Origin of the sequence: Dolichospermum circinale AWQC131C, assembly GCF_000426905.1 — a bacterium.
GTDB lineage: Bacteria > Cyanobacteriota > Cyanobacteriia > Cyanobacteriales > Nostocaceae > Dolichospermum > Dolichospermum circinale.
Window position 1 is genome coordinate 51620 of record NZ_KE384633.1, and the last position, 21759, is coordinate 73378.

The 21759-nt window shown below is 36.1% G+C and carries 24 protein-coding genes, 1 tRNA gene and 1 pseudogene; 7 read left to right on the forward strand and 19 right to left on the reverse strand.

Going from position 1 to position 21759, the window contains the following annotated elements:
- Positions 1 to 142: 142 nt before the first annotated feature.
- The 3 genes from ACIR131C_RS0116775 to ACIR131C_RS23040 form a co-directional block, all read right to left on the reverse strand.
- Positions 143 to 598, reverse strand: coding sequence for a cupin domain-containing protein (locus ACIR131C_RS0116775; protein ID WP_028091138.1), 456 nt, complete (start codon positions 596 to 598; stop codon positions 143 to 145).
- A 38-nt stretch (positions 599 to 636) separates the two neighbouring features.
- The gene (locus tag ACIR131C_RS0116780) at positions 637 to 1407 is read right to left on the reverse strand and encodes a cysteine hydrolase family protein (RefSeq protein WP_028091139.1); all 771 of its coding nucleotides are present in this window, start codon (positions 1405 to 1407) and stop codon (positions 637 to 639) included.
- A 170-nt stretch (positions 1408 to 1577) separates the two neighbouring features.
- A complete protein-coding gene (locus ACIR131C_RS23040) occupies positions 1578 to 3356 on the reverse strand; it encodes a hypothetical protein (RefSeq protein WP_051347599.1) in 1779 nt (592 codons plus the stop codon).
- Positions 3357 to 3869: 513 nt separating this feature from the next.
- Here ACIR131C_RS23040 and ACIR131C_RS26855 point away from each other — a divergent pair.
- From ACIR131C_RS26855 to ggt, 3 genes and pseudogenes are all read left to right on the forward strand, one after another.
- Positions 3870 to 4034: pseudogene (locus ACIR131C_RS26855) on the forward strand (amidohydrolase); the annotation flags it as partial.
- 42 nt (positions 4035 to 4076) lie between these two features.
- Complete coding sequence (locus tag ACIR131C_RS0116790; protein ID WP_028091140.1) at positions 4077 to 5285, forward strand: NupC/NupG family nucleoside CNT transporter; 1209 nt, start codon at positions 4077 to 4079, stop codon at positions 5283 to 5285.
- An 83-nt stretch (positions 5286 to 5368) separates the two neighbouring features.
- The gene (gene ggt / locus ACIR131C_RS0116795; RefSeq protein WP_417033472.1) at positions 5369 to 7090 is read left to right on the forward strand and encodes a gamma-glutamyltransferase; all 1722 of its coding nucleotides are present in this window, start codon (positions 5369 to 5371) and stop codon (positions 7088 to 7090) included.
- On the opposite strand, the gene ACIR131C_RS23045 is transcribed toward ggt, so the two are convergent.
- Complete coding sequence (locus ACIR131C_RS23045; protein ID WP_051347600.1) at positions 7087 to 7485, reverse strand: hypothetical protein; 399 nt, start codon at positions 7483 to 7485, stop codon at positions 7087 to 7089. The genes ggt and ACIR131C_RS23045 overlap by 4 nt on opposite strands.
- Positions 7486 to 7796: 311 nt before the next feature.
- Between ACIR131C_RS23045 and ACIR131C_RS0116805 the strand changes: the two genes are divergently transcribed.
- Both ACIR131C_RS0116805 and pyrE read left to right on the forward strand, forming a co-directional pair.
- Positions 7797 to 7869 (forward strand) — tRNA-Arg (locus tag ACIR131C_RS0116805).
- A gap of 117 nt (positions 7870 to 7986) precedes the next feature.
- On the forward strand, positions 7987 to 8616 hold the full coding sequence (gene pyrE / locus ACIR131C_RS0116810) for an orotate phosphoribosyltransferase (protein WP_028091142.1): 630 nt from the start codon (positions 7987 to 7989) through the stop codon (positions 8614 to 8616).
- 49 nt (positions 8617 to 8665) lie between these two features.
- Here the strand turns inward: pyrE and ACIR131C_RS23050 are convergent, their stop codons facing one another.
- From ACIR131C_RS23050 to ACIR131C_RS27120, 5 genes are all read right to left on the reverse strand, one after another.
- A complete protein-coding gene (locus ACIR131C_RS23050) occupies positions 8666 to 10006 on the reverse strand; it encodes a tetratricopeptide repeat protein (protein ID WP_231395480.1) in 1341 nt (446 codons plus the stop codon).
- Positions 10007 to 10348: 342 nt separating this feature from the next.
- Complete coding sequence (locus ACIR131C_RS0116825) at positions 10349 to 10573, reverse strand: hypothetical protein (protein ID WP_028091143.1); 225 nt, start codon at positions 10571 to 10573, stop codon at positions 10349 to 10351.
- Positions 10574 to 10740: 167 nt separating this feature from the next.
- A complete protein-coding gene (locus tag ACIR131C_RS0116830; protein ID WP_028091144.1) occupies positions 10741 to 10947 on the reverse strand; it encodes a type II toxin-antitoxin system HicA family toxin in 207 nt (68 codons plus the stop codon).
- Positions 10944 to 11147 (reverse strand): type II toxin-antitoxin system HicB family antitoxin, encoded by a 204-nt coding sequence (locus tag ACIR131C_RS0116835; RefSeq protein ID WP_028091145.1) that lies wholly within the window; start codon positions 11145 to 11147, stop codon positions 10944 to 10946. The genes ACIR131C_RS0116830 and ACIR131C_RS0116835 overlap by 4 nt, the downstream gene beginning before the upstream one ends.
- A 49-nt stretch (positions 11148 to 11196) precedes the next feature.
- Entirely contained in the window at positions 11197 to 11322 is a 126-nt protein-coding gene (locus tag ACIR131C_RS27120) for a hypothetical protein (RefSeq protein ID WP_269208808.1), read from the reverse strand.
- Positions 11323 to 11513: 191 nt separating this feature from the next.
- Here ACIR131C_RS27120 and ACIR131C_RS0116840 point away from each other — a divergent pair, with 191 nt between their 5' ends.
- Positions 11514 to 11810, forward strand: a complete 297-nt coding sequence (locus tag ACIR131C_RS0116840) for a hypothetical protein (RefSeq protein ID WP_028091146.1) — start codon at positions 11514 to 11516, stop codon at positions 11808 to 11810.
- Here ACIR131C_RS0116840 and ACIR131C_RS25700 read toward each other — a convergent pair.
- The 8 genes from ACIR131C_RS25700 to ACIR131C_RS0116875 form a co-directional block, all read right to left on the reverse strand.
- The gene (locus ACIR131C_RS25700; protein ID WP_155963162.1) at positions 11784 to 11936 is read right to left on the reverse strand and encodes a hypothetical protein; all 153 of its coding nucleotides are present in this window, start codon (positions 11934 to 11936) and stop codon (positions 11784 to 11786) included. The two genes, ACIR131C_RS0116840 and ACIR131C_RS25700, sit on opposite strands and share 27 nt — an antisense overlap.
- The gene (locus tag ACIR131C_RS23990) at positions 11926 to 12888 is read right to left on the reverse strand and encodes a leucine-rich repeat domain-containing protein (RefSeq protein WP_028091147.1); all 963 of its coding nucleotides are present in this window, start codon (positions 12886 to 12888) and stop codon (positions 11926 to 11928) included. The genes ACIR131C_RS25700 and ACIR131C_RS23990 overlap by 11 nt, the downstream gene beginning before the upstream one ends.
- A 40-nt stretch (positions 12889 to 12928) precedes the next feature.
- Positions 12929 to 13195 carry a hypothetical protein gene (locus ACIR131C_RS0116850; RefSeq protein ID WP_028091148.1) on the reverse strand — a complete coding sequence of 89 codons (267 nt, stop codon included), beginning with the start codon at positions 13193 to 13195 and terminating at the stop codon, positions 12929 to 12931.
- A complete protein-coding gene (locus tag ACIR131C_RS23065) occupies positions 13170 to 13547 on the reverse strand; it encodes a HepT-like ribonuclease domain-containing protein (RefSeq protein WP_231395481.1) in 378 nt (125 codons plus the stop codon). Before ACIR131C_RS23065 ends, ACIR131C_RS0116850 begins: the two co-directional genes overlap by 26 nt.
- A complete protein-coding gene (locus tag ACIR131C_RS0116860) occupies positions 13544 to 13834 on the reverse strand; it encodes a nucleotidyltransferase family protein (RefSeq protein ID WP_028091149.1) in 291 nt (96 codons plus the stop codon). Before ACIR131C_RS0116860 ends, ACIR131C_RS23065 begins: the two co-directional genes overlap by 4 nt.
- Positions 13835 to 14021: 187 nt before the next feature.
- On the reverse strand, positions 14022 to 15812 hold the full coding sequence (gene argS, locus ACIR131C_RS0116865) for an arginine--tRNA ligase (RefSeq protein ID WP_028091150.1): 1791 nt from the start codon (positions 15810 to 15812) through the stop codon (positions 14022 to 14024).
- A 42-nt stretch (positions 15813 to 15854) separates the two neighbouring features.
- Positions 15855 to 16298, reverse strand: a complete 444-nt coding sequence (locus ACIR131C_RS0116870) for a DUF29 domain-containing protein (RefSeq protein ID WP_028091151.1) — start codon at positions 16296 to 16298, stop codon at positions 15855 to 15857.
- A 310-nt stretch (positions 16299 to 16608) separates the two neighbouring features.
- Positions 16609 to 18060, reverse strand: coding sequence for an MFS transporter (locus ACIR131C_RS0116875; protein ID WP_028091152.1), 1452 nt, complete (start codon positions 18058 to 18060; stop codon positions 16609 to 16611).
- A 56-nt stretch (positions 18061 to 18116) separates the two neighbouring features.
- Here ACIR131C_RS0116875 and ACIR131C_RS0116880 point away from each other — a divergent pair, with 56 nt between their 5' ends.
- On the forward strand, positions 18117 to 18632 hold the full coding sequence (locus tag ACIR131C_RS0116880; protein WP_028091153.1) for a phosphoribosyltransferase: 516 nt from the start codon (positions 18117 to 18119) through the stop codon (positions 18630 to 18632).
- Positions 18633 to 18648: 16 nt separating this feature from the next.
- Here the strand turns inward: ACIR131C_RS0116880 and ACIR131C_RS0116885 are convergent, their stop codons facing one another.
- Together ACIR131C_RS0116885 and ACIR131C_RS26180 are read right to left on the reverse strand one after the other, a co-directional pair.
- Positions 18649 to 21354: a DEAD/DEAH box helicase gene (locus ACIR131C_RS0116885; protein ID WP_028091154.1), complete on the reverse strand. Its 2706-nt coding sequence runs from the start codon at positions 21352 to 21354 to the stop codon at positions 18649 to 18651.
- A gap of 14 nt (positions 21355 to 21368) precedes the next feature.
- Positions 21369 to 21759, reverse strand: a 391-nt coding sequence (locus ACIR131C_RS26180; RefSeq protein ID WP_196811791.1) for a hypothetical protein, incomplete at its 5' end; no start/stop codon positions are given.

Consider the following 21759-nt stretch of genomic DNA (forward strand, 5'->3'; position numbering starts at 1 on the left):
TAAACCGCTGTATAAAATCAACATTTGTATTTTCAGATGAAAAACAAAATATGCAACTAAAAAATTAAACTTGAGAGTGTAAACAAACATCAGCAAAAACCTTTGTTGTTACACCCTCAAATCGCCTAAAACTATAAAAATACTAGAAAAATGTTAAAGAGTCCAATCTTCCTAAAACAGTCATATCTTCAGCATCTAATTCTACAGGAATCCCACTGCGAATTAATTCCGAAAAATTCTCATTAGGAACCATAATCGTCAATGCGTAAAGACGATTTTTACCAGTATTTCTAATCAAATGAGTCCCTGTAGGTGGAACTAACAAACTATCTCCAGCCTTGATATTGACCTTTTTACCATCACAAATGACAATTCCTTCTCCTTTGAGAATAAAAAACATTTCTACTGCCCATTCATGACGGTTTGGTGGTGTTTTTCCACCTACGTCAAAAATTTCCACACAACAAGTTAAAGAAGTGTTAGCACTGGTGGAATCAAAGATAATTGCTAATCGGTTAGAGTCCTGGGGACTAATACGATAGGCTTGATAATCTTGAGGAGATTTAATAACTGGAATTACACAACGAGTAGTGTACATATTCTTAATTGGTAATTGGTGTTTTACGCTGAATTGAATTAATTATTAATTGCTGTCAAAATTGCCGAGGAATCAGTGACAAAACCGAAACATTGTTGAACATTATATAAAGTTGCTAACCAACAATATTCCGGGGAAGTTGTTGCAGTACAATCTTTAACTAAAATACAGTCATATCCTAGAAAATTGGCATCAGACAAAGTTGATAAAACACATTGATCAGCATTTACACCAGCAAAGAATATTGTAGTTATACCCAAATTTCGTAAAATACTATCTAAAGGAGTATCCCAAAATCCACTCATGCGATATTTATCAACGTGGATATCTTCTGGTAGTTGTTCCAATTCGGCCACCACCGCAGCAGACCAACTTCCCTTCATTAGTACCTTAGCACCATTGCTGGGCAAAGCATCACCTAATCCTACACCCTCCCCCGTGGGGTTGTATACGTGCAATAACCCGGCGCTGATATTCAATAAATCGTGACGATTCCCCCAATTTAACCAAATTACAGGTACACCAGCAGCCCGAATTTGTGGTAATAATTGTTGCAGAGGTGCAATCGGTTGCTGGGCGGGGGTGACATCTACACCAATGTGTGCTAACCAACCATCAGGATGACAAAAATCATTCTGCATATCAATGACAATAATAGCAGCTTTGGATAAATCGCAGCGCAGAGTTTTAGTTTCTGTTGCTAAAATAACTGGTTGTGGGGTCTTTTCGGGACGGGTAATATCTGCAAATGTTTGATTTACTTGCCAAGCATTTGGTAAAAATCCTAGTTTCCGCAGGGGTAGATTCATAAATGCCAGTTCTTATTGTTGTTTAATTTATAGCAAATTAGGTTAACTCATATCTTGCGTCTGGCGGGTAAACCTACAGAAAAAAATTATAAATATAAAAATATCACAAGTTTCAGGAAGTGGTCAGTGAGGTCATAAAATACCTCACTGAATCAATTATGACCTATCCTTTACCAAGTCGCTTTCAGTAAATAGGAACGAGTTCCCGTTTGAGCTTGCCCCGTACTATTAGTATAAGTATAAGTACCAGTTGCAACAATATCCCCAAAATTATTAATGCTAACAGCATTATTCAGGGTGACAGTTGCACCGTTATAGGTTAATGGTGTAGTGATTAAATTATTCAAATCGCTCATCACGCCGCCATTCCAAACATAAGCATGGTTTATACCTGAAGCTAGTTGGGAAGTTCCAATCACTTGTCCAAATTCATTGATTCCGTTAGCTGAACCAGTGTTACCACCAAGGCTACCCAGGTCTGTGAAATTCCCGCCTCTGAGTAAAAATGCGGAACTCGTTGCAGTTGCTCCCGAACCATTATTGGTTGAGCCAATGATATGACCCGCATCATTGATATCCCGTAAAGTGGCTTTTTCTGCGCCAAAAGTGCCCAGGTTTTGCATTGTATAAGTACCACTAGTATTTTTTTGCCAAATCACGGCCGTATTCACAAACTGATCATTGAGAGTGCCATCGCTGTCTACGTAGCCAACTATCTGCCCCTTATTATTAATACCGCGTGCAGTACCACCATCACCTCCTAAAGTTGTCAGTTCTTGGATCAGTCCATTTTCTGAGTAAATAGCTTTATCCTGACCTGAGGACAGGATATTACGCCCCACAACCTGGTTTAAGTTGTTCGCATCGAATAAGTAACTTTCAAGACCACCAAAGTCATTGATAGTTAAGTCGTAATTACTGCCATTCTTTTGCCAAACTAATGCTCGATCTGTTGCTTTAGGTATGGGTTGACGCACTTCGTCGGCCGTTCCCAAAATAATTCCAGAATTGCCAATTGTATTAACATTGGTTGTCAGCAAAGTGACAGTTGCGCCATTGGCAGCACCAAAATCAGACTCTCCGTTTTTTATACCTGTATTAGTCAAGGCAGTTTGAGAGCCATTTTCCCAAATGAATCCTTGGCGGACATTATTTGTTTGAGTAAGATTTGTTGTGGCGTTCTGGTTGATAAACGTTGCACCAGTATCATATCGCCCAGCAATTTGCCCAAAGTCGTTAATGGAGGCGGCTACCACTGTACCGTTAGTATTTGTACTTAAAGAACCCAAATCAGTCACATTATACTTATAGAGAGGTTTTTGATCTAACAAGGCTTGGGAACTCTTAACTACACCCTTAAGGGTCGCCAGTAGATCAGTACCAGTTTTGACTAATGTATCTGAACCTTGAGTAACAAATTGTAATGACTTGCCCAGTAAGCTTTCTCCCAAACTCACCTTATCGCTGTTGATATTAAACCCAAACACGGTGACAGAGCCGTTACCACCTTCAAGAATGATTTTATCTTGACCACTGCCCAGGACAATCCGATCATTTCCCGTACCTGCATTAATAATGTTATTACCATCACCAGTATAAATGACATCGTTACCATCACCTGTATAGATGATGTCGTTATTATAACTAGCAAAAATGGTATCATTACCATTACCAGTAATAACACTGTTAACACCTCCACCAGTAAAACCAGTAAAAATGGTGTTATTACCATTGCCGGCGTTGATGAAGTCTTGACCCGCTCCAGCATAGATGATATCGTTACCTGCTGCACTATTAATGATATTGTTCCCTTCGCCAGCATAAATTGTTGCTTGAGTATTACTGAAACTAGTAATTAAATCATTACCATTACCGTAAAACATCAACTCATTGGTATTTGGCATTAAGCCATAGTCACTTACAGGATTTAAGTTCAAATTAAAACTCATAGCGTTAATTAGCTCCTTTTGTTTGCTATTAATGAGAATTACATTCAGTAAATTTAAGCCAAATAGCTATAACTTAATTGATTATTTATATCAATTAAGTTTACAACTCTATGCCGCAAAACCTAACACCCTAGCTGAAACGGCAAAGATCAGTAGGGTGAAAAACCTAATGGAGAAGGCTATTTAAAAATTAATTTCCTAGAAAGCTCTTCTCTTATTTAAGAATTATTAGCAATAATTGCTGTTGTTCAGCCTAGCACAACTAATAAAAAAATTCCTAATAAATAAATGTAAATTAATGTTAAGTATTTTAATAAATTGAAGTGGCTACAGCTACAAATATAGTATACTTATACTATATTTATTCTTTACCATAAATATATGTAGATAATTCATGTATAAATATTTATATACATATCAAAGCAATTACAACGCAAGTGATGTACAAGAAGTTAGAATTAAACGCAGATGAACACAGATGAACACAGATAATTTTGTACCTCATTAGACTAGGAAACGCTTCGCATTTTTGGTACGATTTTGTATAATATTACAGAACCAGATTATCAAAACTAGATTACACCTCGTCAAGCTATAGAAATGGCATTTTTAGGAGGTGCAAAAGGTTTAAATATAGAAACTCAATTAGGTTCTCCTACCGTTGGTAAACAATCTGAATCTTGTCCGCATTTTGTCCACGAAAATATTAAAATACCGAATATGGAGCGTGTTATTTCTGCCTTGGGAATCTGCATTTTTATTGCCATATCCTATGCCCTTTCTGTTAACCGTAATGCTGTGCGTTGGCGGACCGTTGTTTGGGGGTTAGGATTAGAATTGGTTTTAGCTTTAGTAATTCTCAAAACTCCTTGGGGTTTGAATTTATTTAAATCTTTAGGAAATATGGTTGCTAATTTTTTAGCTTTTTCTGATGTTGGGGCAAAATTTGTCTTTGGTGAAAATTTCAAAGATCATTTTTTTGCTTTTCAAATTCTGCCAACAATCATCTTTTTCTCATCATTTATTAGTGTTCTTTACCACTATGGTATTTTGCAAAGAGTTGTTAACAGTTTAGCATGGGTAATGATGAAAACCATGAAAACATCGGGTTCTGAATCTTTGTCTTGTGCGGGAAATATTTTCTTAGGACCTACAGAAGCGGCACTTATGGTGAAACCTTATGTAGCAAATATGACTAAATCCGAATTACACGCCGTTATGACTGGTGGTTTTGCTACTATTGCTGGTGGGGTACTAGGTGCTTATTTATCTTTTGGCATTCCCCCAGAACATTTAATTGCAGCTTTTTTTATGACTTCTCCTGTTTCTATGATAGTATCAAAAATTATGTATCCAGAAACAGAAGTTTCGGACACTACTGGAAAAGTTAATATAGATATCAAAAGTAATTATGTTAATGTGATTGACGCAGCGACTTCTGGGGCAATTGATGGTATAAAATTAGCAGTGAATGTGGGAGTAATAATTATTGCTTTTTTAAGTTTATTGGCCGCTGTTAATGCTGGTTTAGGTTGGTTGGGAAAATTATCTGGTTATCCGCAATTATCACTAGAATGGATGTTGGCTTTTATCATGTCTCCTGTAGCCTGGTTAATGGGGATAACTTGGGCCGACTGTGGACAAGTTGGGGTTTTATTAGGTAAAAAGACGATTTTAAATGAATTTATCGCCTATTTGGATTTGGGAGAACTGATTAAAAAACAGGAAATTTCTCAACGTTCAATAATTATTGCTACTTATGCCTTATGTAATTTTGCTAATATTGGCTCAATAGGAATTACCATTGGTGGCATGACAGGAATCGCACCAAACCGTCAAAAAGACTTAGCACGTATGGGGGTAAAAACAATGATTGGCGGATTATTGGCAGGTTTTATTACTGCTGGAATTGCGGGAATATTGATTTAATCAGAATAAAATTGTTGGATGAATAATTAGTATTTTATCATTTAACTAGTTTTTGCACGCTTTAATTTACCGTAAAAATGCCCATGATTACCAAAACAAAACACCTAATCATCTCCTTTATCTCCTTTGCTGCTATCCTCACCAGTCAAGCCGTATCAGCTACCATCACCCTGCCCCTCCGTAGTAAAAGGGGAATGGTAGTTTCTGCAAATTCTCTGGCCAGTGAAGCTGGACTTTTAATGTTAAAAAAAGGCGGAAATGCCGTAGATGCAGCAGTAGCTACAACCTTCGCTATTTCAGTCGTTGAACCTTTTTCTGCTGGTATTGGTGGCGGTGGTTTCTTACTTTTTCATTCTCAAAAAACCGGGGAAATTAAAGCTTTAGATTTTCGAGAACGCGCACCCATTAAAGCTACTAAAAATATGTATTTAGATGCTGAGGGAAAAGTGCGACCTGGCGCGAGTATTACTGGTTATTTAGCAGTAGCAACACCCGGGACTGTAGCAGGTATGTACGAAGTTCATCGTCGTTATGGTAAGTTACCTTGGCGAGAAGTTATGAAACCTGGAATTGCACTGGCTAAAAATGGTTTTATAATTAGTGATAGGGTTGCTTGGCGTTCTTCAGCAGCCTACGAAATCCGTAAACAAGCAATACTAAAAAACCCCGCAGCTAAAAAAATATTTACTCGTAATGGTGAATATTATCAACCAGGAGAAAAATTAATTCAAACTGATTTAGCTAAAACTCTAGAAGCAATTTCTGAAAATCCTCAAAGTTTCTACACGGGAAAAATTGCTGAAATAATAGTCTCAGATATGAAGAAAAATGGTGGTTTAATTACTATTGAAGATTTAAAACAATATCAAGCAATCTGGCGCAATCCTGTATGTGGTAAATTTCGTAAAAGTAAAATATGTTCTATGCCCCCACCATCATCTGGAGGAGTTAACTTATTACAAATGTTAAATATGATCGGTGACACAGACTTAAAGTCTTGGGGATGGTATCATCCCGATGCTATACATTTAATCATAGAAATAATGAAAATTGCCTATAGCGATCGCGCAGAATATTTAGGTGATCCTGATTTTGTTAAAGTTCCAATTTCCCAACTTATTAGCCCAGCTTATGCCCAAAAACGTCGCCAAGAAATTAACATGAAAATGGCAACACCATCAACAGAAATTAAACCTGGACTCAAAACTTCAAAATTTCATGAATCAACAGAAACCAGTCATTTAAATGTAGTGGACACAGATAGAAACGCCGTCAGTTTAACCTTCACAATTAACTTAGGTTTTGGTGCGGGAATTGTCACACCCGGAACAGGAATAGTTTTAAATAATGAAATGGATGATTTTGCAGTTGCACCAGGAGTACCAAACGCCTTTGGTTTAGTGGGTAAGGAAGCTAATAGTATAGCACCCAAAAAAACGCCCCTTTCTAGTATGACACCCACCATTATCACCGAAAATAATCGCTTGCGAATGGCTGTCGGAGCGCCAGGTGGTAGTACCATTATTACCCAAGTATTACAAATAATTTTGAATGTTTTAGAATCCAAAATGGATGTTGGTATAGCGATTTCGGTCCCCCGCATACATCACCAATGGCTACCAGATGAATTGCGAGTGGAAGCATGGGGTTTAGATGCGTTAACCGCTGAAGACTTGCGCCGACGGGGACATAGAATCACGGAAACTCGACCTTGGGGTAATGCAAATGCCATCACAGTTACAGAAGATGATACCCTAGAAGCAGCGGCCGATCCTCGCGGTGATGGTTCTCCAAAGGGTTATTAATTCTCTTTTTGACCATAACCTAATTGCCAATTTTTTACTTGTTTGAGATCATTGATTTTACCTGTGAGAATAAACTTAATTGCAGTGCGTGTTTGTAAATATGCTTTTACTAAATAATGTCCCGGTTTAGCGTTAATTCCAGCTATAGTTTGACTACGATCTGCTACAACTCCGCAGAAGGTTTGATTAACTGGTAAATTAACTCTAATTAAAGGATCATGTGAATAATTATTTGGTAGCATAAACACAGCATATACATTATGTTCACCTAACCATGGGCGAACTACAATTTTCTCAGGATGAATATAATATTTTGTACTTTCGCTAATCATCAATCCCCCATTTTCACAAGGAAAATTTGGTAATTTATGCCAAAATCTTACCAATCTAATCATGAAAAATATCATTATTTGTATCTCCTTGATTTTCGGAAATATTTAATCAAGTAAATATACTTTTATTCATTTTGAATTGTAGATAATTCCTGGTAAATTACGGCTGATTTTTAAATCATATCCTGACCATAACTTAAAAATAAAATGTAGTTAAAATAACTAAATAAATATATTAGTATAAAATCAAGCAGCAACAAATAGTGTGTAATTATTTTAAATTTCATACTGAAACTGGTTAGCCCAGAAAATTTCTTGTCATTAAATTCCCATTAAATTCAAAAAGTATGTTATAGTATTGAATGTATATGCAAGGGCGCGTGGCTCAGTGGATAGAGCAACAGGTTCCGGTCCTGTGGGTCGGGGGTTCAAGTCCCTCCGCGCTCATTTTATTTACAAGGCTATAAAAGTCTATGCTTGCTTGAGTTAAGTCTTAATTTATGTTTAATTTGAAAACTCTATTGAGTTTTAGCTTTGGTTTCACACAATTTTTCATGGTTTATAATGTCTTATTCCACTCAAACCCATAATAACTCAGATATTTGGGCGATTACTACTGACTTAACTATTCTCCGTCATCAGCTACTAGATTTATTTTGTCAGCTTGCTTATCAAGAGGGTGATTTTGTTCTCTCTTCTGGACAACGTAGTTCTTACTATATTAATGGGAAACAAGTAACACTTCATCCCCAGGGTGCTTTAGCCATGGCGAGACTATTGTTACATATCTTACCTGAAGATACTCAGGCTGTAGCTGGTTTAACTTTAGGGGCTGATCCTATTGTATCAGCAGTGAGTGTAGTCTCTGTCTATGAAAATAGACCGATACCAGCTTTAATTATCCGTAAGGAAGCCAAGGGACACGGTACAATGGCTTACATTGAAGGTCCGAGTTTACCCCAGGGTGCGAAAGTCGTAGTTTTGGAAGATGTGGTAACAACTGGACAATCTGCACTCAAAGCCGTGGAAAAATTACAGGCAGCATGTTATACTGTAAATACAGTAATATCACTGATAGATAGATTGCAAGGGGGTGGGGCGTTATATGAGTCTGCTGGGTTGCAATTTCAGACCTTATTTACGATTCAGGATCTTCAGGAACGCTATCGAGAAATTAAATCTACGATAGAGTAACCTGTATTGGTAATGTATTGGTAACATGGTGTGGTGGGTGACGCTATTGTTAACCCACCTCGGAAATTCTGGAAATCAGCTTCATAATCTCCTGATAATATTGTATATTTCCTGACTGGGAATAAAGATCAGCGGATTTGCGGAAATCCGTAATGGCGTTTAACTGATTCCCTAGTTGTCTATGTATATCCGCCCTAACTAAATAGGCTAGGGGATAACGTGGTTGTAATTGTATTGCTTGGTTTAAATCTGTCAATGCTGCTTTAAATTCTCCTATAAGCAAGTAACTACGACCTCGATTAAACCAGTCTTCAGCTAAATTAGGGTTAATACTGATTGCTTGGGTATAATCAGATATGGCTTTTTTATAGTCATTCAGAGCATAACGGGCATTAGCGCGATCGCTATAAAATACAGCGGATTGGGGATCTAATCGTAGAGCTTCAGTAAAATCACTAGCTGCACCAGTAAAATCTTTGATTATATAACGAATATTTCCTCTGTGATAGTAGGCGGCTAAAAAGTCAGAATCTATTGTTAAAGCCTGGTTATAGTCTTTAATTGCTGCTTGTATATTACCTAAAAACTTGTGAGCGTCACCTCGTTTGCAATATGCTGGAGCAAATTCTGGGGTGATTGATATTAATTGAGTATAATCTGCAACAGCACCGACAAAATCCTGCATAGCTTCCCGCACCGTTCCCCGTCCATAGTAAGCTGTAGCTAAAAGGGGATTAATTTGTAATGATTGATTATAGTCAGTAATTGCATTTTCATAATTTCCTAATTGGTGATGTGCATTAGCTCGAAAAGCATATACTTTATCTAAATCAGGATTAATTTGTAATGCTTGATTATAATCGCTAATTGCTTGGTGATAATCCCCTAGATTGCCATAAATTAAACCCCGTTGATAGTAAACTTGAATATCATCAGGAACTATTGTTAATGCTTGATTAAAATCCTTAATTGCTTGGTGATAATTTTGGAGATGAGCATAAATTAAACCGCGATTGTAGTAAGCTGTAGCCAAATTAGGATTAATTTCTAGAGAACGATTATAATCATTAATAGCATTTTGGTATTTTTGCAAAGCATAATAACTATTACCACGATTATGGTAAGCTTCTGCCAAATTAGGATTGATATTTATAGCTTGGTCATAATCAGCGATCGCTTTTTCATAATTACCTAAAATATGAAAGATATTACCACGATTAATATACGCAGTCGAAAAATTAGCAGATAATTCTAAAGCCGCATCAAAACTAGCAATTGCTTGTTGATAATTACCCCTACGATAATGATCTAAACCCTGTTGATGTAAAGTATTAATAATATTTTGATTCATAAATAAAGAGAGAATAGAAGCGAACTGACAAGTCAGCACTTGCACTATCGCACTTCCAGATCCTAAAAAGCGATATTAGTTTGACTTATTTTAATGGTATCGTTCTTTTTGAAGTTTTGTGATCGCCCTCCCACATCCCCAACAGCGAACTGACAAGTCAGCGCTTGCGCTATCACACTCCCACACCCCAAAAGCGATCGCTAATTTCACAAGATGATAATTACCAAATCACGGAGCATTCGTAACTTTTAAAAACGGAGTCACGGCTAACTAATGTTGCATTTTCAACATCAGGATCTTGAAGTAAGTGTATTGTGCTTTTAGGAATACACTCTGGATCGCTATGCCACCACATGAAAGCATGAGTATCAAGCAAAAATTTCATGATTCTCCTAGCCAAAACTCATCGGGTAATGGATCGTCAAAATCAGCAGTAAATATGCAAGATCCTAAACCAAGTGCTGCTTGGCGTAGCTGTTTGGATGAGGAGTCTTGAGGCTTTTGATTAATCTTTATTTCTACCCATTGCAATAGTTGTGTAGCTAGTTGGATTTGCTCCTGAATGTCTAAATTTTTAGCTTCGTTTAAGAGTTCTTTTAATGGCATATAGTTGGCTACCTTGCAAGATACTACTGCAATCATTTTAGTGCGATCGCATCAATTTCTAAAACCAACGATCGCCCCTTACATCCCAAAACAGCGATCGCCTTCGGTAAAGTTTTCAAACGCCCTCTAAGACTAACGTATGTTATAGCCTACACAACAAAGATTAATTACAAATCATCTTCTAGCAATTCAGCTATCTTCATGATTGATTTTAAAGTTCCAAGTTTTAAATCTTGATTTCTATGTACAGGAATAGAAATAATTTTACTTTCATCAGGTTTTTCATAAATATGGTGACTGCCTGTAATTTTTTTGAGAATCCAACCTTTGTTCTCAACAATTTTACATAATTTTTTCCCAGAAATTGATTTCATACTGCAATTTCAATCACTTGTGAGATTGGATCTGGTTTTTGAATTTCATTTGCTACTTCTAGCCAACCTTGTATAGCATCTTGAAGATTATTAATTAATTCTTCCATTGTATCCCCTTCTGTTATACAACCAGGAAGTGCAGGTACTTCAGCCCAGTAACCTCCTTCTTGGGCAGGATAAATAATAGCTTTAATTTTCATTGATTTTACATTTGGAGTTGTTTACCTGAACCAATTTTAACAGATTAATTTAATTCCAAAAATTTCTCCATTGAGAGCGAACTGACAAGTCAGCACTGGGACGATCGCCCTCCCACACCCCAAAAAGCGATCGCCCTCTCACATTAACAACAGCGATCGCACTCCCACATCCCAAAAAGCGAGCGCACTCCCCACATCCCCAAAAAGAGATCGCCCTCCCACATCCCAAACAGTGAACTGACAAGTCAGTGCTTGCGCTATCGCACCCCCACATCCCCCAAAAAGCGATCGCCCTCTCACATTCCCAAAAGCGATATCTTTGGTATAATTAGAATATTAGTTTAATTGCAATATTAAAAACATACTATGAGTGTACAACGGTGGAATGATGAAATGCTTGATGATTTGGCTTCCAGTGTGACTGAGTTGCGAGAAAGTGTGACTGAGTTGCGAGAAAGTGTGACTGAAGTTAGGGAAAGTATAACTGAAGTTAAAGATAGCATAGATGGGTTGAGAGTAACGGCTCAAGCATTGCTACAAGTAGCTGCTCAAAATCAGCGTGAAATGGAATTGATCAAACAAAGACAAGCTGAAAGCGATCAGCGATTTAATATTTTATTGGAGGAAGTCCGTTATTTAACTCGTGGAAATAGAGATGACTAGTTCTCGATTCTCCACATCCCCAAAAAGCGATCGCACTCCCACATCCCAAAAGCGATCGCCCTCCCACATATCCCCAAACAGCGATCGCCTTCTCACATTCTTAAAAGCGATCGCACTATGGTGCATAACAAGAAGGAAAAAGTCTTTTTTTATCAATTGTATTAGTATCAATATTGCAAGGTGAGATATATTGACTTAGTTTTTTAAAGCCATTTTCGGTAATATTTGTGTCATTTAAACTTAGACTTTGAAGATTGCTGAGTGTCTCCAGTTTCTCAAGTCCAACATCAGAAATTTTGGTTGAATCTAAATTTAATTTCCTCAATTGTGTTAGTCCAACCAAATAAGATAGTCCAGCATCTGTTACCTGAGTCCATCCAATATTGAGAGATTGAAGTTGAGTAAGTTGTTGAATCTGCTGAAGACCAGCATCACCGACATTGGTATAATAAAGTTCCAGATTTTCCAATTGTGGTAGTTCTTTAACGTAGCCCAATGCGCCATCACTAATCTTTGTTTTAGAAAGATTCAATGATTGAAGATTAGGGATTTTTTTAAGGTCAGCTAGTCCTGAATCAGTAACGCTTGTAAAGGTTAAATCCACTACTTTTAATCCAGAAAGTTCGTTAAAGTAAGCAAGTCCGGTGCCAGTGATTTTAGTGTTAGAAAGATCAAGAATTTTTAACCCTGATAATTTTTGAAGATGGCTTAATCCTTCATCTGTTACTTGGGTATTGTACAAAGAAATTGCCTGTAAACCATTTGGGTTAAGAGTCGAAAGGCTTGAAAGATCAGTAGAGGCTTCGGGACTTATCCGTAATTCTAGTAACCACCCTTCTGGTACGACAACAGGAACCCTACCTTGTGCTTCTCCTTTTTCTTCCTCACCTGAACTGCTCGAAAAATGAAGATTTTCTTCTAGGATATAGAGTTTACCTAAAGAACGATTAGTCGGAAAATTAAGAGTACGTTCTGATCCTCGATTCTGCGTAATGGGAGAATTACTCAGACCGCAACCAGTAGCTAAATATAGCATTACTGTTAATAAACCTAGACCCCTGAGACTCTTTTTATTCATTTACGTCCAAACCTTATTTGGGAACAATGATAAGATAACTTTACTTAATTTTCAGGGTCGCATCGAAACCACCACTTAAATCCCAGAAATTATCATTAATTTGAGTCGGTAGGGTCGTGTTGGGGGCAATTTCAAAGGTTGTAATCAGAACGGGAGTTCCAGAAAAGCCGACAAAACCAGATTGAGCAGCGGTGAAAATTAATTCTGGGGTAATATCAAAGGTTTTAATGACATCTTCAACTCCGAGGGCATTACCTGCGCGATCGCTTAATTGAGCGGCATCAATAACTAACTGATAATTCCCCACTGCTAAGACGGGATAGGTAAGTTGAATGGTGCGATCGCCGTCTCACTTGCCTTTTTAAATCAGATAAATTCTGTTCAATAATTTGCCAAACTAAATTAAGATTTACCTTTAAATAATCATGAATTAAAACATCTCGTAAACCTGCCATTTGTTGCCAAGGAACATCAGAATACTTACTTCTCAACTCAGGTGATAATCTTTTTGTTGCTTCCCCAATGATTTCAAAATTGCGAATTACAGCATCTTGAATCATCTTGGTTTGCATAAATTCTTCCTTACCACCTTTTGTATATTCCTCTATCCGTTCAATACATTCTTGAATATTACTTAAATATAAACGCTCATCTTTCACAACGGTACAGCTTCACCTAATACTTTATCTCTAATTAATTCATGTAAATTATCAGGTTCAGCAATATCCACTTTTCGTCCTAGCAATGCTGCTAAATCCTGCATTAAACCAATATAATCAAATAAACTACTTTGTGGTTTAAGTTCTACTAAAAAATCTACATCACTATCTGCTGTTGCTTCACCTCTAGCGACAGAACCAAAAACCCGCAAATTATCAGCACCATATTTAGTGGCAATCTTTAATATTTCTTCTCGAAATGGTAGTAATAATTCTTCAATTCCCATAATTTATTTTTGATAAACTTTAACCCTCTCTATTTTATAATATTACATCAGGATTTGTCAATATAAAGATGAAATTTAGCAATAGATAAATTTAGAACAATACCGGAATATGATCAAGAAAATATTGAATCTGTTTGATATTATGTCAGGGTAAAGCAAAAGCTAAACCCCTACCCACTGCTTCTATTTACATCCTTTCTAAAACCTTAATTCCTAACAAAGATAATCCCAACTTCAGCGTTTTTGCAGTTAAATCACATAACATTAACCGCGAAGTTCTAGCAGGTTCTTCTGATTTGAGAACAGGACAATTTTCATAGAATTTGTTAAACTTATCGCTGAGTTGATACAAATAATCACACAACCGATTTGGCAATAAATCCTGTTCTACTTCCTTAATCACTTCATCAAGTTGCAAGAGATGTTTAGCTAAAGTTAATTCTGCATCTTCTTTTAGTAAGATTTGACGATTTATTCCCAAGTTGGTAAAGTCAATATTCCCTTGACGACTAATACCTTGAATCCTCACATAAGCATAAAGAAGATAAGGGGCTGTATTGCCTTTGAGAGATAACATTTTGTCATAACTAAAGACATAACTACTGGTGCGATTTTGGCTTAAATCTGCATATTTAACCGCACTAATTCCCACTATTTCGGCGACATTTTGGATAAATTCCTCTGTTTCTGTGCGTCCGTCTTCTTGTAATCTCTTTTCTATGTCTGCACGAGCGCGGTTAATAGCTTCATCTAATAAATCTCGTAACCGCACAGTATCCCCAGAACGAGTTTTAAATTTTTTCCCATCTTCACCTAATACTAACCCAAAAGGAACATGAACTAATTCCACATCATCAGGAATCCAATTGGCTTTTTTTGCTACTTGGAAAAATTGGGCAAAGTGGTTAGATTGTCCTTCGTCTGTCACATAAACAATCCGCTTGGCTTTATCCTCTTGAATGCGATAACCTAAAGCTGCTAAATCTGTGGTTGCGTAGTTATAACCACCGTCTGATTTTTGGACAATTAAGGGTAAAGGATTACCTTCTCTGTTAGTAAAACCATCCAAGAAAACACATTTTGCCCCTTGACTTTCTTCTAACAATCCTGTTGCTGCTAAATCTTTAACAACTTTTGGTAATAAAGGATTATAAAAAGATTCACCTCTTTCTATTAATTTGATATTCAGTAAATCATAAATGATTTTAAATTCCTTTCGAGAAGCCTCACAAAGAAGATCCCATGCGTCTTTTGTGAATTTATCCCCGGATTGTAGGCTTACTACTGCTTTTCGGGATCTTTCTCGAAATTCTTCATCGTTATCAAATTTCTTCTTAGACTCTCTATAGAACTCAACCAAGTCTCCTATATTTACATCACCAAGTAAATAGTTGCCTAGAGGAGTTTCCATAAACATAATACCCTGTAGATCGGGATAACAATCAACAAGATGAGTAATTAACATCCCAAATTGTGTACCCCAATCACCAACATGATTTAATCTTAAAACATCATGACCACAAAATTCTAAAATCCGGGCAATGGAATCACCAATAATCGTAGAACGTAAATGTCCAACGTGCATTTCTTTAGCAATATTCGGACTAGAAAAATCCACAATTTGCTTTTGGGGAATTGTCGCTTTAGGTATTCCCAATCTAGAATCTAATTGAATGGCGTTAAGTTGTGCTTCTAAATAAGATGTTTGTAATTTGAGGTTAATAAAACCGGGTCCAGCGATTTCTGGAGGTTCACAAATATCAGATACATCTAGTTTATTGACAATTTCCCCAGCGATAATTCTGGGTGGCTTTCCTAACTTTTTACTCAAGGATAAAGCCACATTAGCTTGATAGTCACCAAATTTAGGATTACTTGCAGCCACCAAAATTGGATCTGTATTGGTGTAATCTGTACCAAAAGCAGCCACTAAAGCCTGTGTTAATTTGAGTTTTAGTTGTTCTTGTGTAGAGTTCATTATGTAAATTGTATCTGCTTCTGCTGTTGAATATTGTGATATTTAATCATTTGAGATGTCATTTGGAAACCAGTTGTCATCTAGGGCTTGCAATAGGCTAATCTGAGCATCTGGGGGAAGTGAACATAACTTGGAAACGGATTTAATAGCGACAGGATGAGCTTTTTCGTAGAACGTTTGTAATTGAGAATTAAGACTAGGACTATCTTCCAAACGTCCTTGAATTTGGGCGCGAAAGTTGACAATTTCCGCAGCCCAGTGATTACCGGATATTGGTTTTTCAGATTCCCAGTAAGACAATTTGAGAAGATGTTCTAGAACACGGGTTAACAGACTAATTAGGGCGCGTTTGTCGTTTTTCCCCATAATTTCTAGTTCTTCGATTAAGCTATCCCAATCTATGTTTTCAAAATCACGGTTTTGGATTTGTTGGATAGTATCTTGTGTCCATTGGTTGTAATCTGTTTCATAAAGAGATGATGTCATGGTTTTGTTCTCTAGTATTTGTTGGAAGAGATTTACTTATTGATCATCTAACTTAGTTGATTATAACATCGAAGAGATAATTTATATAGAAATAATATTTGATTTTTGTAATATTATGTACGGTGGGCATTGTCTACCAAAAAACTTTCAACTTTGTTAACTATTCTTTACTCGTTGCTATATAACTTTTAAATCTTTATATAGCAATTCCCATGCAAGTAAGGTACAATAAGTCAGAACTAAACGCAGATAAACGCAGATAAAGGCAGATAAACACAGATGATTTTGTACCTCATTAGACTAGGAAACGCTATATTCTTTCTCGTTTTTCTTGTAGTTTTAGCATTATTTCTGCGTGCATTTCGCGGGTAATGGGATAAAAGTACATTAACACCAAACCTGCTATTAAACAAACAGTTGGTATTGGTCCAACAGCGATACGAATAGCTAAAAGTGCAGATTCTGGTTGTACAGGTAAGGAACTTTGTCCAATAACAGCCTCTTTAAAACCATAAGCTTGTAAAGTATTACCGACTAAAAATAGCCCCAAAGCTAAACCAAATTTTTGCAGTAAAACCATGAAACCATAGAAAATTCCTTCTCGTCTTTGTCCGGTTTGTAATTCATCTAATTCAATAATATCAGGTATCATTGACCAGGGAATTAGATAAGCTGTAGAAACTCCCACACCTGCCATTATAGCCATCATATACATTAAACCAATTTGATCAGGCTGTAAGAAAAATAATCCACCAGCAGCAATAATCCAAGAACTCATTCCTAGAAAATAAACCAGTTTTTTACCAATTTTTTGACTTAAATAACTCCAAATAAATAACATAAATAAAGCCGTTCCTTGAACTGCAATCATCACCGTTGGCACATCTCCCTCTTTAAGTTTCATACAGTTAACGACAAAATAGGGAATAATACTGGCTGTGATTTGCACACCTAACCAAGAAAAAAGATAGATAGCAATTACAAAGAGAAAGGGTTTATTAGTAAAGACGATTTTTAGCTGTTCAAAAAAGGGAATTTCTGCCTCTTTTGGTAATTGTATACGTTTAGCTTCAAAAGCCAAAATGCGATCGCGCACACCATAAACACACCAATACAAAGATAAAATGGAAATTACAGTACAAATTGCGGCTAAAACTAAATACTGTTGTTGGCGATCGCTAATTTGTGAGAAAATAATTTTTGATAAAATTAATGATAAAATACTGCCACCAATCGAAAACGTAAACCGAAAACTATTTAAACTAGTCCGTTCATCATAATCTTGAGTTAATTCAGGAGTCATGGCTGTATAAGGCAAATTTACAACGGTAAAAAAAGCCTGAGATACAATCCCAATAGCTACATAATACCAAAATAAACACCAAACATTAATGTTTTTATCCGCAGTAAATTGGGGGACAATCCATTGTAAGAAAAAGAAAACACCAAAAGGAATTGCACCATATAAAAGCCAAGGTAGACGACGACCCCAGCGCCGGGATTGGGTTTTATCAGTTAGCATTCCCACCATGGGATCATTGATACCATCCCAAATTTTGCCAATCATCAAAATACTACCTGCCAAACCCGCCGGAATTCCTGCTACATTAGTAAAGAAAACCATCATGTAAAAGACAGCAATATTTGCAGTAATCGCAGGACCCAAATCTCCAGCCCCATAAGCTAGTTTAGTTTTTAAATCTAATTTTTTACTAATTAGCGATTGGTAAAAATCCTTGTTGTCAGAATTATCTTTAACCATAAATTACACCCATATTAGTTGACAATTGATAATTATTAGCACACTTTTTTAATCCTATGTCAGACCTTTACATTTCTTGGCCAGATTACCACCACAAAATTGAACAATTAGCCGTTAAAATTTATCAATCAGGCTGGGAATTTAACCAAATTGTCTGTTTAGCTAGGGGAGGACTGCGTGTAGGAGATATTCTTTCCCGTATCTACAATCAACCTTTGGCAATTTTATCTACTTCATCTTACAGCGACATGGGTAAACAAGAGAGAAATAATTTACTTATTTCCCGTCAATTAACCATGACTAGTGAAAATTTAGGTTCGCGGATTCTGCTTGTAGATGATTTAGTAGATTCTGGTGTCACTCTTCAAAAAACAGTTCCGTGGTTATACTCCTATGGACAATCCCCTATTGCAGAAATTCGCACTGCTGTAATTTGGTATAAAGCTTGTTCTGTTGTTGTACCTGATTACTATACTGATTATCTGCCCGATAATCCTTGGATTCATCAACCTTTTGAACATTACGAATATATTAGTCCTTCCGAACTAGAGAAAAAGATGAGTCAACAATGATAATTCTTATCACCTGTTACTTTGTTTGAAAGCGATCGCTTAAACCTGTGAGAGTCATATTTTGGGCGATCGCATCATGGGGTATCAACACATAAACCCAAGGCTTACCATTGTGTTGTAGCATATAGTTAGACGCATTTTGACACCATTTAACGGCTACATCCTTCTTAGCAACCACTTGAGGATTATCTATTTCATCTCGATTTTTAGGTTCAAGTATATAGATAATTTCTGCTGTTTCTGCTACAAAATCGGGTTGATATTCTAAATAATTTCCATCCCATTTGTAATAAATCTGAAATTGTCCTCTTGCTGGTTTAAACCATTTAATTGCATCTCGTTCCAAAATTATAGATAATACCCTTTCTGCTTCTGATTGAAATTTTTGTTCTTGATAAAGGCACTTAGAAAACCCTGTAAACAGATATTTGGACATATTGCTTTTATCTGGAGGCGAGGTTCTATAATCTAAATAATGCTTCGTATTTGTGGTATATGCACTCTCTTTTAAGGATGTAAAACCTTTGCTAATTTCGTATTTGTACTCAACCTTATCATCTTCCCAGAAATGTTTGATCATCTGGTTATGGACAACATTAGCAATCTCAATTTGGTAATAATATAAAACTTTCTGTGTCTCTTCTTCTGATAAGTAAGTGAGAAAATGACTAATAACCTGACTTGCTAAATCATAAAGTAAATCAGCATTTTCATCATAACAAATATCATCAAAATTAACTAAGTTTTTGACAATATAGTTTTCTAAATGAAATTCTTCAGAATTGTCTGTTTTGATTTCTAAAGACGTAGAATCATCCGTTGCTAAAGATTGGATATATAATTCTTTTTTGGATGGAACACGATAATTTAAATCTGTCACATCTAAAGCAAAAGACCTAAAGCCTGATTTTACTTCCCCTTGGGGAACAACAATAATTTTGGGAATATCAATGGTTTGTTGAATAACTAAATTAGTGGTTTTAGCAACAATATCTGCAATATTTGGTGGTGTATTTACCCCATCAATTTCTAATTGTTCTGGTTGATATTCTCTAGCTACAGCTTCCCGCACTATTGATTGAACTTTTGGTGTTGAAAGATAGGAGATAGTTGGTACTTTTTCCGGCTGATTTTCTAACTTTTGAATTTCTTGGTAAGTCAGGTTTGCAATCTTTTGTTCGATGGTAGATGCAAATATAGATGTTTGAATATCTTGGTTTTCTGTTTCTGGAATAGTTATATTTTGTACACTCTTTTGTTCCGTCGTGATTCCTAAAGTTTGGGCAATTTTTGACTGTGAAACTACTGTTTTGTTTTTTTGTTCTAACTCTTCAGGTGTGAGAATAATTTGTTGCAATCTAATTTCTGATTCTGGGCGTTTTGCTTCTTCCACAATTTCTTGAAATTTGTCATGGGCAACAATATTTAAACGATCTACAATAGTGATACCTGTACGCTTTCCATAAGGTAAACGTAATCCTCTACCAATTGATTGTTTAATCAAAATTTGCGAATTTGCGGCTCTTAAAGGGACAATAGTATATAAATTAGTAACATCCCAACCTTCTTTTAACATATTTACATGAATAACTATTTCTGTTGGTTCATCTGGATGTTCTACTTTTAGCAATCTTTCTACCATTTCATCTTCTTGAGATCCTGTTTTACTAGAATCAACCTGAATGACTTTATCTTTATAGAACCCTGCTGCAAATTCATCAGATTTAATCAGTTCTAAAAGTTGTGTAGCATGGGTAGTATCACGAGCAATAACCAGCATAAATGGCTTAACAATTGGCTTTCCTGTTTGGAGAGCATAAATTTTTAATTCAGCTTTAATATTTTCGTGTAGATAAATTCCATCTTCTAATTTGATTTGTTCAATTGCTGCTGGTGATAAACTGGCAGGATTAAAATCTTTACGAGTAACAACAGCAGGATCTTTAACAAAACCATCTGTAATGGCTTTTCCTAAAGAATATTCATAGATAACATTTTGAAAATATACTGGTTTTTTACTGGTTTCTATAGAAGGTGTAGCTGTGAGTTCTAAACCCATTAATGGTTTTAATTCATTAATTGCTCGAATACCTGCTGAAGCTCGATATCGGTGCGATTCGTCCATTAAAATTACCAGGTCTTTTAACTGGGAAAGATAATCAAAATAACTTTCACCAATATATTCAGATAATCTTTTGATTTTCGGACTTTTACCACCGCGCACCTCAGAATTAATTTTTGAGATGTTAAAAATATTGATTTTGCAGGGAATTTGTGGATCTAAAATTGTTCTCGCATTGGTTTCATAGTTTTCACCTGTGATAATAATTGGTGAATTGATTCCAAATTCAGAAATACCCGTAAATACATATTTGGGATTATTAGGTGTAAAATCTTTAATTAGTTTATTATAAATTGTTAAATTAGGTGCTAAAACAAAGAAATTTTTGATGTCATAAGCTAGATGTAAATAACTAATAAAAGCCCCCATTAATCGAGTTTTACCGACACCTGTAGCTAGTGCAAAACATAGTGATGGAAATTCTCTTTCAAAATCTGTAACTGTAGGAAACTCTTGATTAATTTTCGCCAAACTTGTTTCTATATCTGATTGTTCATTGATAGGTAAAATTTCACAAATCCGATCTAAAATTTCTAATGATTTTCGTTGAGGTTGTCTGAGACTGAGACGATGAGCAATGTTATTAACGATGTTATTCATTGTATGTTATCCATTTAAAATAGTGATTGTTGTATATGCTGTTGTTGTGGTTTTTGTGGTGATGGTTGTTCAATTTTTGGAGGTGCTTTAGGCAGATTTTCGGTTTTTAAACTGTAATCATCATGACCCCATTCACAGCGTGAAAGTATTTGTTGAGGAATTTTTTTGATCGTCAGATTTGGGAAGATATCAACTTTGGCACGAAAGGCACTACATAAAACTAATAATGTGCGTTCTTGTCCTACTTCATCAGCAAGTTGAGATAATTGTTCATGACTAAGATTTTGGGTAGTGACATAAATAAAATCTCGTTCTGTAGAATATCCATGTTGCCAATAAAATGTATCTGATGGTGCATAAGTGAAGCCTTCAAGTTTGCAGAGTGCTTCGGCTAACATGGCGGGG

Excerpts from the sequence above, each read along its gene's own strand:
- ACIR131C_RS0116885 (WP_028091154.1), bottom strand. The coding sequence starts at position 21,354 with ATGAATAACATCGTTAATAACATTGCTCATCGTCTCAGTCTCAGACAA.
- argS (WP_028091150.1), bottom strand. The coding sequence starts at position 15,812 with ATGAACTCTACACAAGAACAACTAAAACTCAAATTAACACAGGCTTTA.
- ACIR131C_RS0116825 (WP_028091143.1), bottom strand. The coding sequence starts at position 10,573 with ATGCCATTAAAAGAACTCTTAAACGAAGCTAAAAATTTAGACATTCAG.
- ACIR131C_RS0116835 (WP_028091145.1), bottom strand. The coding sequence starts at position 11,147 with ATGAAAATTAAAGCTATTATTTATCCTGCCCAAGAAGGAGGTTACTGG.
- pyrE (WP_028091142.1), top strand. The coding sequence starts at position 7,987 with ATGTCTTATTCCACTCAAACCCATAATAACTCAGATATTTGGGCGATT.
- ACIR131C_RS0116870 (WP_028091151.1), bottom strand. The coding sequence starts at position 16,298 with ATGACATCATCTCTTTATGAAACAGATTACAACCAATGGACACAAGAT.
- ACIR131C_RS25700 (WP_155963162.1), bottom strand. The coding sequence starts at position 11,936 with ATGCACCATAGTGCGATCGCTTTTAAGAATGTGAGAAGGCGATCGCTG.
- ACIR131C_RS0116840 (WP_028091146.1), top strand. The coding sequence starts at position 11,514 with ATGAGTGTACAACGGTGGAATGATGAAATGCTTGATGATTTGGCTTCC.
- ACIR131C_RS23040 (WP_051347599.1), bottom strand. The coding sequence starts at position 3,356 with ATGAGTTTTAATTTGAACTTAAATCCTGTAAGTGACTATGGCTTAATG.
- ACIR131C_RS0116880 (WP_028091153.1), top strand. The coding sequence starts at position 18,117 with ATGTCAGACCTTTACATTTCTTGGCCAGATTACCACCACAAAATTGAA.
- ACIR131C_RS0116775 (WP_028091138.1), bottom strand. The coding sequence starts at position 598 with ATGTACACTACTCGTTGTGTAATTCCAGTTATTAAATCTCCTCAAGAT.
- ACIR131C_RS0116860 (WP_028091149.1), bottom strand. The coding sequence starts at position 13,834 with ATGGGAATTGAAGAATTATTACTACCATTTCGAGAAGAAATATTAAAG.
- ACIR131C_RS23045 (WP_051347600.1), bottom strand. The coding sequence starts at position 7,485 with ATGATTAGATTGGTAAGATTTTGGCATAAATTACCAAATTTTCCTTGT.
- ACIR131C_RS0116830 (WP_028091144.1), bottom strand. The coding sequence starts at position 10,947 with ATGAAATCAATTTCTGGGAAAAAATTATGTAAAATTGTTGAGAACAAA.
- ACIR131C_RS23990 (WP_028091147.1), bottom strand. The coding sequence starts at position 12,888 with ATGAATAAAAAGAGTCTCAGGGGTCTAGGTTTATTAACAGTAATGCTA.
- ACIR131C_RS0116790 (WP_028091140.1), top strand. The coding sequence starts at position 4,077 with ATGGAGCGTGTTATTTCTGCCTTGGGAATCTGCATTTTTATTGCCATA.
- ACIR131C_RS0116780 (WP_028091139.1), bottom strand. The coding sequence starts at position 1,407 with ATGAATCTACCCCTGCGGAAACTAGGATTTTTACCAAATGCTTGGCAA.
- ggt (WP_417033472.1), top strand. The coding sequence starts at position 5,369 with ATGATTACCAAAACAAAACACCTAATCATCTCCTTTATCTCCTTTGCT.
- ACIR131C_RS0116875 (WP_028091152.1), bottom strand. The coding sequence starts at position 18,060 with ATGGTTAAAGATAATTCTGACAACAAGGATTTTTACCAATCGCTAATT.